The sequence below is a fragment of the Pseudomonas sp. H1_F01 genome (assembly GCF_054681425.1).
In genome coordinates, this window is the sequence record NZ_CP162823.1 from 6,418,014 (window position 1) to 6,430,267 (window position 12,254).

The 12,254-nt window shown below is 59.5% G+C and carries 13 protein-coding genes, 2 tRNA genes and 1 pseudogene; 15 read left to right on the forward strand and 1 reads right to left on the reverse strand.

What is annotated here, in order from left to right; translation table 11 throughout:
* The first annotated feature begins 22 nt into the window (after positions 1-22).
* From AB4O09_RS28850 to AB4O09_RS28880, 7 genes and pseudogenes are all read left to right on the forward strand, one after another.
* Positions 23-98, forward strand: a tRNA-Phe gene (locus AB4O09_RS28850).
* A gap of 116 nt (positions 99-214) precedes the next feature.
* Entirely contained in the window at positions 215-544 is a 330-nt protein-coding gene (locus tag AB4O09_RS28855; protein WP_003196810.1) for a DHCW motif cupin fold protein, read from the forward strand.
* Between the two features lie 61 nt (positions 545-605).
* Positions 606-1,013, forward strand: coding sequence for a hypothetical protein (locus tag AB4O09_RS28860; RefSeq protein ID WP_003196808.1), 408 nt, complete (start codon positions 606-608; stop codon positions 1,011-1,013).
* A 126-nt stretch (positions 1,014-1,139) separates the two neighbouring features.
* A pseudogene (locus tag AB4O09_RS28865) lies at positions 1,140-1,655 on the forward strand (PDDEXK nuclease domain-containing protein); the annotation flags it as partial.
* Positions 1,656-1,816: 161 nt separating this feature from the next.
* Complete coding sequence (locus tag AB4O09_RS28870) at positions 1,817-2,422, forward strand: biliverdin-producing heme oxygenase (RefSeq protein WP_003196803.1); 606 nt, start codon at positions 1,817-1,819, stop codon at positions 2,420-2,422.
* Positions 2,419-4,653, forward strand: coding sequence for an ATP-binding protein (locus AB4O09_RS28875; protein WP_003196801.1), 2,235 nt, complete (start codon positions 2,419-2,421; stop codon positions 4,651-4,653). The genes AB4O09_RS28870 and AB4O09_RS28875 overlap by 4 nt, the downstream gene beginning before the upstream one ends.
* Positions 4,654-4,693: 40 nt before the next feature.
* The gene (locus tag AB4O09_RS28880; RefSeq protein ID WP_003196799.1) at positions 4,694-5,140 is read left to right on the forward strand and encodes a hypothetical protein; all 447 of its coding nucleotides are present in this window, start codon (positions 4,694-4,696) and stop codon (positions 5,138-5,140) included.
* Between the two features lie 9 nt (positions 5,141-5,149).
* Here AB4O09_RS28880 and AB4O09_RS28885 read toward each other — a convergent pair whose 3' ends face one another.
* Positions 5,150-5,599, reverse strand: a complete 450-nt coding sequence (locus AB4O09_RS28885) for a carboxypeptidase regulatory-like domain-containing protein (protein WP_003196797.1) — start codon at positions 5,597-5,599, stop codon at positions 5,150-5,152.
* A 420-nt stretch (positions 5,600-6,019) separates the two neighbouring features.
* On the opposite strand from AB4O09_RS28885, the gene AB4O09_RS28890 reads away from it, so the two are divergent.
* The 8 genes from AB4O09_RS28890 (at position 6,020) to AB4O09_RS28925 (ending at position 12,143) form a co-directional block, all read left to right on the forward strand.
* A complete protein-coding gene (locus tag AB4O09_RS28890; RefSeq protein WP_050516625.1) occupies positions 6,020-6,319 on the forward strand; it encodes a hypothetical protein in 300 nt (99 codons plus the stop codon).
* Positions 6,320-6,620: 301 nt separating this feature from the next.
* Positions 6,621-7,394 (forward strand): ABC transporter ATP-binding protein, encoded by a 774-nt coding sequence (locus tag AB4O09_RS28895; protein WP_003196795.1) that lies wholly within the window; start codon positions 6,621-6,623, stop codon positions 7,392-7,394.
* A 13-nt stretch (positions 7,395-7,407) separates the two neighbouring features.
* The gene (locus AB4O09_RS28900; protein WP_003196792.1) at positions 7,408-8,163 is read left to right on the forward strand and encodes an ABC transporter substrate-binding protein; all 756 of its coding nucleotides are present in this window, start codon (positions 7,408-7,410) and stop codon (positions 8,161-8,163) included.
* 78 nt (positions 8,164-8,241) lie between these two features.
* Positions 8,242-8,937: an ABC transporter permease gene (locus AB4O09_RS28905; protein WP_003196790.1), complete on the forward strand. Its 696-nt coding sequence runs from the start codon at positions 8,242-8,244 to the stop codon at positions 8,935-8,937.
* Positions 8,934-9,623 carry an ABC transporter permease gene (locus AB4O09_RS28910; RefSeq protein ID WP_460107786.1) on the forward strand — a complete coding sequence of 230 codons (690 nt, stop codon included), beginning with the start codon at positions 8,934-8,936 and terminating at the stop codon, positions 9,621-9,623. Before AB4O09_RS28905 ends, AB4O09_RS28910 begins: the two co-directional genes overlap by 4 nt.
* Positions 9,604-10,836 carry a methyltransferase gene (locus AB4O09_RS28915; protein WP_003196786.1) on the forward strand — a complete coding sequence of 411 codons (1,233 nt, stop codon included), beginning with the start codon at positions 9,604-9,606 and terminating at the stop codon, positions 10,834-10,836. The genes AB4O09_RS28910 and AB4O09_RS28915 overlap by 20 nt, the downstream gene beginning before the upstream one ends.
* A gap of 331 nt (positions 10,837-11,167) precedes the next feature.
* Positions 11,168-11,992, forward strand: coding sequence for an FkbM family methyltransferase (locus AB4O09_RS28920; protein WP_003196785.1), 825 nt, complete (start codon positions 11,168-11,170; stop codon positions 11,990-11,992).
* 75 nt (positions 11,993-12,067) lie between these two features.
* A tRNA-Thr gene (locus tag AB4O09_RS28925) sits at positions 12,068-12,143 on the forward strand.
* Positions 12,144-12,254 lie beyond the last annotated feature (111 nt).

Here is a 12,254-nt window from a genome sequence, read left to right on the forward strand (position 1 = left end):
AACCCGTTTAATGCGCCCCGTTGCCCAGATAGCTCAGTCGGTAGAGCAGGGGATTGAAAATCCCCGTGTCGGCGGTTCGATTCCGTCTCTGGGCACCAAATACCGAAAACCCCGATCAAGAAATTGATCGGGGTTTTTTATTGTCCGGGATTTTCTTCCTCCGCCTTATCGACTCGGCTACATTCGTCCGCTCCCCTCCAGCAAGCGAGTCGACATGGACATCACCGGCATCCCCTTTGGCACCACCGATTGGTCAACCATCGAACCCACCGAGCACACAGGCATCACCGGAATCGCTTATTGGCGCACCCAACAGTTCGGGAACATTCGCGTGCGGATGGTGGAATATACGCCGGGGTACCTGGCCGACCATTGGTGCACCAAGGGCCACATCCTGTTTTGCCTCAAGGGCGAGCTCAATACTGAACTTGAAGATGGCCGGCAATTTTTGCTCAAACCCGGCATGAGCTACCAGGTAGCCGACCAGGCCGAGCCCCATCGATCCTCCACTTCATCGGGGGCTACGCTCTTCGTAGTGGATTGAGATTCGAAGCACTCCCGCTGAAGCTGTAGGATAGATAGCCTTATCCATCAGGAATCCGACTATGTCATCGGCGAACAAACAGCAGAAGCGCAGCCAGCGCGCCAAGGCGAAAGCCAAGCAGAACCGTACCAAGCGTGCTGCTGCGCCGAACGATTTCCTCGACCCGAACGACGAGCGCATCGATCTGGAAACCGTGGACCTGACGGAGATGTTCCAACTCATGGGCGCTGCCGAAAAGATCAGCCAGCAGGCCATGTGCATCGCCTTCCTGGGGCATCCACTGCTGGAGCTGGTGCTGGAGCAGGAAGGTGAGGAAGAAGCGACCGACTTCATCTTTACCGCATTGATCGAATACCGCCGCTTGACCACCGGTGTGGATGAACAGACCGCGCTGGATTGGGTGGAAAGCAAGCAATTCCAGGCCGATTATGTGGCTGCATCCCAGGCACTGGCGCAAGGCAAGGTCTGACTGTCACCCGCCAAGCGCTTTGTGGCGAAGGGGTTCGCGGTGGCTGACAGGCTGCGGGAATAGTTCCTACAAGCCAAGGTCAACCAACATGGGACGGCGTCATACCCATCCCGCGTCAATCAGCTATTTTTCCTCTCAAATTTGCGCTACATGCGCCTCTTTTATCAGGCGCTTCCAATCTGTGACGCACTGCGTCACGAATTGAGCTGGACTCACTATCGAACGCTGCCACGCGTCGAAAATGCGAATGCACGCCGTTGGTACATGAACGAAGCCGTCACTCAAAACTGGTCCACCCGCGCCTTGGAACGACAGATCGGCACGTTCTATTACGAACGTCTCCTGGCAAGCCACGACCGGCCTGCGGTAGAGCAGGAAGCGGCCGCCAATCTTGAGAAGCTGGATTTCGGTCCCAGGGACATCGTCAGGGATCCCGTGGTCCTTGAGTTCCTAGAATTGCCCAATACCGGCATGCCGCTGGAAACCGACCTCGAACAAGCCCTGATCGACCAGCTACAAGGCTTCCTTCTGGAACTGGGAAAAGGCTTCGCCTTTGTCGCCCGCCAACAGCGCATCAGCACCGAAAGCAAAGACTTCTACATCGACCTGGTCTTCTACAACTACCTGCTCAAGTGCTTTGTACGAGCTGGATCGCGAACAGGCGCGACTTGAAGAGGGGCGGCAATCGGGTACCGCGACTTGAAGAAGTGAAGGCCAACCTGATGAGCGCACACTCAAAAAACCCATGTAAGATTGGCGCGCTTTTTTTCCAGCAATGCTTCAGTCAACGAGCTTCATCCTGCATGTCACCGGCCGCGCCCCACCCTTCTCTGATCCAGGCATTGCGGACCGAAACCGCTGAACTGCACGTCGCACTGGAAAAACGCCTGCCGTTTTTCTCGCCACAGTTGGACCTGGATCTGTACCGACGCCTGATGGCGGCCTACTACGGTTTTTATCAACCGCTGGAACAACGGCTACATGTGCTGGCACTGATTCCGGCCGGGTTGGACCAGTCCCTGCGCATCAAACTTCCGGTATTGCGGGCCGACCTCACGGCACTGGGCCTGGATGAAACCGCTATCGAGGCATTGCCCACCTGCCAGGCGCTGCCGCGTATCGACTCCCGGGCCGCCGCCCTCGGCGTTTCCTATGTGTTGGAAGGTGCGACTCTCGGCGGGCAGATCCTGCGGCGCAGGGTGGCCGAGCAGCTCGGTCTCGATGCTTGCAGCGGTGCTGCCTTTCTCAATGTGTATGGCGAACTCACCGGCCGACGCTGGAAGGATTTCCTTCAGTACCTGGACGACAGGAACCTTGGCGAGACCCAGACGCTCGAAGTCACAAGCGCCGCCAAGGCGACGTTCACTCATTTCGAACACTGGCTGGACAGCCAAAAGGTACTGTTATGACCCCGGAAAACCAGGAAGCCTTCGAAGAGCTGCTGGCCAATTGCGCAGATGAACCGATTCGCTTCCCCGGGGCCATCCAGCCTCATGGTGTGCTGTTGATGCTGTCCGAACCCGATTTCGTGATCCGTCAGGTCAGCGCCAACGCCTTGCAATTGATGGGTCAGGATCCCCACAGGCTGTTGGGCCAGACGCTGGACGCACTGTTGGGGCTGGAACAGGCCGAGGCGATCCTGGTCGCCTGTCGCGCCGCCCCGGAAAGCGACAACGTGCCCGTGGCCATTGTCGTGAACCAGCAGCGCTTTGACGCCTTGGTGCATCGCCATCAGGGCGCCCTGATCGTCGAGCTGGAGCAACACCTGAGCGACTATCGCCCTGAAGGCGTCAGCGGCGAGGCCAACCTGGGCCGCATGCTGCAACGCCTGCAAAGTGCGAAAACCCTCCAGGCCCTGTACGAAATCAGCGTGCGGGAAATCCAGGCCATGACCGGTTACGACCGGGTACTGATCTACCGCTTCGAGGAAGAAGGCCACGGCCAGGTGATCGCCGAGGCCAGCGCGCCGTCGATGGAGCTCTACAAGGGCCTGTTTTTCCCGGCCTCGGATATTCCCGAACAGGCCCGCGAGCTGTATCGCACCAACTGGCTGCGGATCATCCCCAACGCCGACTACGCGCCGGTGCCACTGGTCCCGGAACTGCGGCCCGACGCCCAGGCGCCCCTGGACCTGAGTTTTGCCACGCTGCGCAGCGTCTCGCCGATCCACCGCCAATACATGAAAAACATGGGCGTGCTGTCCTCCATGAGCATCTCGCTGATGGAAGGCGAACGCCTGTGGGGGTTGATCAGTTGCGGCAATCGCCAGCCGCTGCTGGTCCCCCATGAGATGCGCATGGCCTGCCAGACCATCGGCCAGGTGCTGTCGTTGCAGATCAGCGCCATGCAGGCCCTGGAACTGAACCGGCAACGGGACGCCAAGCTGGAAGACCTCCAGGTCCTCGCCACCGTCATGGCCGAGTCCAGCGAAAACGTCTTCGATGGCCTGTCCCATGAGCCACAACGGCTCATGGACCTGACCGGCGCCAGCGGCGTGGCGATTTTCGAAGACAACAAGCTGCACCGCCACGGCCAGTGCCCGGAACCGGAACAGATCCGCGAGCTGCACAAATGGATCCTGGAAACCGGCAAACCGGTGTTATCCCACCACAACCTGAGCAGCGACTTCGCGCCTGCCCAGGCTTATCAGGACGTGGCGAGCGGCGTGCTGGCGATCCACCTGCCCAAGCCAGTGGAAAACGGCGTGCTGTGGTTCCGTCCCGAGGTGAAACAAACCCTCCAATGGAGCGGCGACCCGCAAAAACCCCTGGACCTGGAAAACAGCGAGACCGGCCTGCGCCTGCGGCCCCGGACGTCTTTCGAGATCTGGAAAGTCGAAATGGCCGGCATCAGCACCAAATGGACCCATGGCGATCTGTTCGCCGCCAACGACCTGCGGCGCTCGGCCCTGGAAAACGATCTGGCCCGACAGGTGCGCAAGGAGCGCCAGGCCGTGCAGGCCCGCGATGAACTGGTGGCCGTGGTGTCCCATGACCTGCGCAGCCCGATGACGGTCATTTCCATGCTCTGCGGCATGATGCGAAAGGCCTTCAGCTCCGACGGTTCCCACAGTTCCAAGCGAATCTCTTCAGCCATCGACACCATGCAACAGGCCACCAGCCGCATGAACGCGCTGCTGGAAGACCTGCTCGACACCTCGCGCATCGATGCCGGACGCTACACCATCAATCCCCAGCCGATGGACGTCAGCCAGATATTCGAAGACGCCTGCTCGCTGCTGACGCCGCTGGCCACTGCCAAGGCCATCGACATTTCCTTCCATGCCGAACCCAACCTGAGGATCAATGCCGACCCCGAGCGGCTGTTCCAAGTGCTGTCGAACCTGATTGGCAACGCCATCAAGTTCACACCGCAACAAGGCACCGTGGGCATCAGTGCGATGTCAGTCGGCGATGAGATCGTGTTCAGCGTTCGGGACACTGGTGAAGGGATCGCGCCAGAGCAGTTGCCTCATGTTTTCGAGCGCTACTGGACGACCAAGGAAGGCAACCCGAACGGCACCGGGCTGGGGTTGTACATTTCCAAGGGGATTGTCCAGGCCCATGGCGGTAAACTGCACGCCGAAAGCCAGCCAGGCCAGGGCAGCGAATTCCGCTTTACCGTGCCGAAAATCGACTGAGCCGGGCACCGTCCCCTAACGAATTGGAAACCGAAGCCCAATGGCCTCACTGAACAAGCAGCAAAAACGCGCCAAGCGCGCCAAAGACAAAGCCAAGCAGATCCGCATGACCGGGCGCAAATCGATCCCAATGTATGGCGACCCGGCCCACGCCACCGCCCAACCACCGGTCTACGTGCTGGAACTGTTCGCCAAGCTGCGCGAAGCCGAGGCCATCAGCCGCAGTGAAATGCTCGACACGCTGCTCGCGTCCCTGAGCGAGATGATCATCGAACGCCCAGGCCTGCTCGACCTGAAAAACGCCGAAAACGAAAGCATGGCAGCGACCAACCTGGCCGCCGACATGCTGGTGGACTACCGCATGTGGGTCGATGAAATGGACCGCGAGACCGCCCAGCGCTGGCTCAGCACACCGGAGTTCATCAAGGACTTCAGCGAGGCGCTGGATCGGTATCGCCAGTCGATGGAAGAACCCGCCAGCGAATAAGCCGGCCGGTTATTCGTCACCGTTCCAATGGAACACCAGGTTGCGCGCGGCCCCGCTGCCTATCTCAGCAGTGTCGCGCCGCGCCTCACCTTTGCGCGTCGCCACCACGCTGTACTTGCCCGGCGGCAGTTGCACATAAACCAGCGGTCCGGCCTCAGTCAGCGTCAGCAGCGTTTGCCCCGACGCGTTCTGGATGACGACCTCCACATCCGGGATGTATTTGTTTTCCGGGCCGACCGCGAATGTCATGTGCAGGTTGTAGCCCTGGGCCTGCCCAATGGCCCGGGCTTCGTCCTCACCGATACCGCCCGACAGATAAGTGATGCCGTTCTGCTGCATGGGTTGGACCTGCACGCCTGCGTTGTCTATGGGCGCGAGGTTGGTGGCGTTGAGGGCGATGGGGAACAGCAGGATGCTGATGGCGATGAAAGGTAATATAAGATAATGAATGAGCTTCATGGCGAGGACTCCAGGTTCTGGAAACAACTCACATGAGTTCTTTTTGGAGCACCGTAGCGGGTTAAGGTTTAGATCGATTGGGACTATTGACTAGGACGAACCCATCGCACAACCGGCATATACCATTTACATGCCCCTTCATTGCCCTATGCCTTTAACTGATTCCAATGGATCGAGTTCATGCTCGATGCCAATATCTAACTTCCACTACAAATAACGGGACCACACCCATGGCCTCCGCGAACAAGCAACAAAAAACGCGCCAAGCGTGCAAAAGCAAAAGCCAAGCAAATACGCGTCAGCCGTACCAAGCCTGCTGTCACGTTTGATCTTCCCGAATACGACGATCCGTATTTCCTGGATGCCCTGCAAGACGAATTCGAAGAACGCCCCGGAGATTTCCTGTCACTGTTTTATGAGATGCAAGACGCCGAAGAAAAGACGGGGCGCATCGACATGATGGTCAGGATGCTCGGATTACTCATTGCGATGACGGATGAACAGCCCGAGCTTCTGGACAGTCAAAATGCCGAAAACGAGGCCATGGCAGTCCAAAACCTGGTCGAAAATACCCTGATCGCTTACCGAAGTTGGGCTGACGATATCGATCAGGAAGCAGCGAAGCATTGGCTTCATAGCCCTGAAGTGCAGGCGGATTTCAAAATTGCATGGGTCAGCTTCAGAGAGGTTCTCAAAATACTGTGGGACGCGCCCGAATAACCCAACAGACTTTTGATCGCGGCAACGCTCATCCGTTTAACCCTTCCAACCCCCGCCCAAAGCTGGCACCATCGCGCCTTTTTTTACGCGACTCCCCGGACTTTTCACCGGTAAACCAGGTTCAAACGGCCGTTAGGTTGTTGATGGCGCGACAGTCTGCTGCGCCGATGCGACAACCTGCCGCACATCACCGGTTTACCGCCCGTAGCGCTGTTGGCGGCCATTCGGACGCATGCTAGCTTGGCCGCCTCGCCAAGGAAGGCAGCCAACAGCAAGGGAGCACATACCATGAGGACCGCACATGGCCCAGGCCACGCCCGCGCTTGAAATCCGCAACCTGCACAAACGCTACGGACAGCTGGAGGTGCTCAAAGGCGTCTCGCTGACCGCCCGCGACGGCGATGTGATCTCGATCCTCGGATCCTCCGGGTCCGGCAAATCCACATTCCTGCGCTGCATCAACCTGCTGGAAAACCCCAACCAGGGCCAGATCCTGGTGGCCGGCGAAGAGCTCAAGCTCAAGGCCGCAAAGAACGGTGAACTGGTGGCCGCCGACGGCAAACAGATCAACCGCATGCGCAGCGAGATCGGTTTTGTCTTCCAGAACTTCAACCTTTGGCCGCACATGAGCGTGCTCGATAACATCATCGAAGCGCCGCGCCGGGTGCTTGGCCAGAGCAAGGCCGAAGCCGTCGAAGTGGCCGAAGCCCTGCTGGCCAAGGTCGGTATCGCCGACAAGCGCCACGCCTACCCGGCCGAACTGTCCGGCGGCCAGCAACAACGCGCCGCCATCGCCCGCACACTGGCGATGCAGCCCAAGGTGATTCTGTTCGACGAACCCACCTCCGCCCTTGACCCGGAAATGGTCCAGGAAGTACTTAGTGTGATCCGCGCCCTGGCCGAAGAAGGACGCACCATGCTGCTGGTCACCCATGAAATGGGGTTCGCCCGTCAGGTTTCCAGCGAAGTCGTGTTCCTTCATCAAGGCCTGGTCGAGGAGCAAGGATCGCCACAGCAGGTCTTCGAGAACCCGCTTTCGGCGCGCTGCAAACAATTCATGTCCAGCAACCGCTAACGGAGCAGTACACATGCAGACCTACAAGAAATTCCTCCTGGCCGCAGCGGCCAGCCTGGTCTTTTCGGCCAGCGCCATGGCGGCCGACAAACTGAAGATGGGCATCGAAGCGGCCTATCCTCCGTTCAACAACAAGGACGCCAGCGGCCAGGTCGTGGGGTTCGATAAAGACATCGGCGATGCCCTTTGCGCCAAGATGAAAGTCGAATGCGAAGTGGTCACCTCCGACTGGGACGGCATCATTCCCGCCCTGTTGGCCCAGAAGTTCGACTTCCTGATTTCTTCGCTGTCGGTCAACGACGAGCGCAAGCAAGCCGTGGACTTCACCGACCCGTACTACTCCAACAAATTGCAATTCATCGCACCGAAAAACGTCGATTTCAAAGTCGATAAAGAATCTCTCAAAGGCAAGGTCATCGGGGCACAGCGCTCTACCCTCGCCGGTACCTGGCTGGAAGACGAACTGGGCAGCGATATCACCGCCAAGCTCTACGACACCCAGGAAAACGCCTACCTGGACCTGACCTCCGGTCGCGTCGACGCGATCCTGGCGGACAAATACGTGAACTACGACTGGCTGAAAACCGAAGCTGGCCGTGCTTACGAATTCAAGGGCGACCCGGTGGTGGAAGGCGACAAGATCGCCATTGCGGTGCGCAAGGGTAACGACGAGCTGCGCAACAAGCTGAACGCCGCCCTCAAGGAAATCATTGCCGACGGCACCTATAAAAAGATCAACGACAAGTACTTCCCGTTCAGCATCTATTGATACTGACGTGCCTGGCCGGCGCTGTTCCCTGGCAACGCCGGCCCTTAGCAAAGCCTGCCGCGATATGAACTCTTACCCATGATGATCGATCTCTACGGATTCGGCCCGGCGCTCGCCGCCGGCGCGCTGATGACCGTCAAACTGGCGCTCACAGCCCTCTGCCTGGGGCTGGGGCTCGGCCTGCTCGGCGCCTTGGCCAAGACCTCGCCGTACAAGCCGCTGCAATGGCTGGGTGGCACCTATTCGACACTGGTTCGCGGCATCCCGGAATTACTCTGGGTGCTGTTGATCTATTTCGGCACCGTCAACCTGATGCGTGCCCTGGGTGAGTATTTCGGCAAACCGGACCTCGCCCTCGACGCCTTTGCCGCCGGGGTCATTGCCCTGGGCCTGTGCTTTGGCGCCTACGCCACGGAAGTGTTTCGCGGCGCGATCCTGGCGATCCCCAAGGGCCACCGTGAGGCCGGCGTAGCCCTGGGCCTGTCGAAGTGGCGGATCTTCACCCGGTTGATCATGCCGCAGATGTGGCGCATCGCCCTGCCAGGCCTGGGCAACCTGTTCATGATCCTGATGAAGGACACCGCGCTGGTCTCGGTAATCGGCCTGGAAGAGATCATGCGCCATGCGCAAATCGGCGTGACCGTGTCCAAACAACCGTTCACCTTCTATATGGTCGCAGCATTCATGTATCTGGGCCTGACAGTGCTCGCCATGATCGGCATGCATCTGCTGGAACGACGCGCCGCCCGTGGATTTACCAGGAGTACCCAATGAACTGGGACGTCATCATCAAGTGGCTGCCGAAGCTGGCCCAGGGCGCGACACTGACCCTGGAGCTGGTGGCCATCGCCGTGATCGCCGGCCTGCTGCTGGCGATTCCACTGGGCATCGCCCGCTCTTCGCGCCTGTGGTACGTGCGGGCGTTTCCCTACGCCTACATCTTCTTTTTCCGTGGCACGCCGCTGCTGGTGCAACTGTTTTTGGTCTACTACGGTCTGGCGCAGTTCGATGCCGTGCGCAGCAGTGCAATGTGGCCGTACCTGCGAGATCCGTTCTGGTGCGCCACGGCCACCATGACCCTGCACACCGCTGCCTACATCGCCGAGATCCTGCGCGGTGCGATCCAGGCCATCCCCCGTGGCGAGATCGAAGCCGCGCGGGCCCTGGGCATGTCGCGGCCCAAGGCACTGCTCTACATCATGCTGCCCCGCGCCGCGCGCATCGGCCTCCCGGCCTACAGCAACGAAGTGATCCTGATGCTCAAGGCAAGCGCCTTGGCGAGCACAGTGACCTTGCTGGAACTCACCGGCATGGCCCGTACCATCATTGCCCGAACCTATATGCCGGTGGAAATCTTCTTCGCGGCCGGCATGTTCTATCTGTTGATGTCCTTCGTCCTGGTGCAAGGCTTCAAGCAGCTGGAGCGCCGGTTGCGCATCGATGCCTGCCAAGGGCGCTGACAGTGGCGTGCTGACGGGCGAGGCTCTACTCGCCCGCTTCACGGCGCTGGATACTTTTCTCACGGCGCACCAGGCACTGTGGAAACCGCGTCCGTTCACCCATCTGCAACTGCCTTGGGAAACGTCCCACCCGGAATTGTCCCAATGGCTACGCCAGCGTTCTCTGGAGGCCGCGGAAAACGACCATCATCAGCCGTGGTTGATGGAACACGCGCCAGCTCCATTCCCCGAATTGGCCGCTATCTCCCGTGCATTGAGCGCTGTCGCAGAATTGCCGGCCAGCACGCTTGAGGCACCAAGCCATCGCCTCAACGTCGACGTGCCCGGACGCAAGTGGCAGCAGATCGAAGCCTTCGCCAGCCGCCTGCACTTCACCACCCAACCGACCCATTGGCTGGATTGGTGCGCCGGCAAAGGCCACCTCGGTCGACGCCTGCTGCACGGTGAGCAGCAACTGACCTGCCTGGAATACGACCCCGCACTGGTCGCCAGCGGCCAACAACTGAGCCTGCGCCATCGCCTGCCCGCCACACATCTGCAACAAGACGTGCTGGCGGCGGACGCAACCCAGGCGCTCCACCCCGGACACACGCCTGTGGCCCTGCACGCCTGCGGCGACCTGCATGTGCGCTTGATGCAACTGGCCAGCGCCGCTGGTTGTGCACAACTGGCTATCGCACCGTGCTGTTACAACCGCATCAACACCGAGCGTTATCAAGCACTGTCCGACGCCGCCAAGGGCTCTGTCCTACAGCTGTCGCTCGATGATCTCAGCCTGCCGCTGACCGAAACCGTCACCGCTGGCGCCCGCGTCAGAAGACAACGAGACCAGTCCATGGCCCGGCGCCTGGGCTTCGACCTGCTGCAACGGCACATCAGAGAGTGCGACGACTACCTACCCACCCCCTCACTGCCCAGCACCTGGCTGGAAAAATCCTTCGCCCAATACTGCATCGATCTGGCGGCCCTGAAAGACTTATCCACAGTCGGCACGCCGGATTGGCTCGCCTTGGAAGCAGCAGGCCATCAGCGCCTGGCCGAAGTGCGCAACCTGGAGTTGTTGCGAGGCCTTTTCCGGCGGCCACTGGAGCTTTGGCTGGTACTGGATCGGGCGCTGTTCCTCAGTCAAAAAGGCTACGAGGTTCGCCTTGGCACCTTCTGCGAAACACCGCTTACGCCGCGCAATCTGATGTTGCTGGCAGAGCGTTGCTGAGACGAAACACCCTGTGGATAACTCTGTTGATGAAATAAACCTGGATCCAAGAAATTCGCGATTTCCTGACCGATTCAACATTGGTCATTTTTTGTTCATATGGATAAAAAACCATGAAAACAGGGATTTGCGACAAAACGCGAAAGCGGTCACAAAACCGCAAGGTTCCATCCGCCTCATCCTGCCCGTTGTGCATAAGCGTCTAAGCAAAACGACATAACCGCCGAATTCAGTGCTGCCCCGCGCCAGTAATTGCGTCCACCGCGCCCGTGCTATACAACAGCCAAACGTATCGTGATTGACACAATGCCGACACACTCAAGGACTGGCCGTGACGTTCATTTCCTACGCACAGAACTTCGAAGACATACGCCTGTGGCGCGCCCTTCAATCGGTGGAAAACGGCTTTTACCTCGACGTCGGCGCCAACCATCCGACAGATGATTCGGTCACCCGAGCGTTCTACGATCGTGGCTGGCGCGGCATCAACATCGAACCGGTACCGGCTTACTACGACGCCCTCTGCCAACAACGCCCCCACGACATCAACCTGCAATGCGTGGCCGGCGAAAACGCCGAAAGCCTGACCTTCTACACCATCGCCGACACCGGCTTATCCACAGTAGAGGCCAGCGTCGCCCAACAACACCGCGACGCTGGCATGGACGTGCGCAACCAGACCGTCCAATCCCGCACCCTGGCCTCCATCTGCGAGCAATACGCCCAGGACCGCCCCATCCACTTCCTGAAAATCGACGTCGAAGGCCACGAGGAAACCGTCCTGCGCGGCATGGACTTCAGCCGCTGGCGCCCCTGGATCATCCTCATCGAAACCCCATGGGCCCGTGACCAGACCTGGGAAACCCTGGTGACCGGTGCCGGCTACCAGTCCATCCTGTTCGACGGCATCAACACCTACTACCTCGCCGAAGAACACCTGGCCCTCAAACCCGCCTTCGACATCCCCCCGTGCAACCTCGACGGTTTCCAACTCTGCAAAGGCCACAAATTCAGCCACCCCATCGACGACGCAGACCAACAGCTCAGCGCCGCCCTGCAACGGGCTGAACAGGCCGAAGCCCAACTCCAGGCCATGCAAAACAGTCGTGCGTGGCGAGCCTTGCAGAAAATGCGCGCCCTGCTGCGCCGCGCTTGAGCATGGGTCGTGCAAAAATAGTCAGAATTCAGGGGTTTACAGAACGCACCCAATCGCTATAATCGTCGCCCACACGCCGGTATAGCTCAGTTGGTAGAGCAACTGACTTGTAATCAGTAGGTCCCGGGTTCGACTCCTGGTGCCGGCACCACATTAGGCTCCACTGCATTCCACCGAATGCTCTGGAAGCCCCGAAAACCCGCCCTTTGGCGGGTTTTTTCGTTCCAGAACCCTCCGTCGGGATCCAACAAAATCCCCCTTC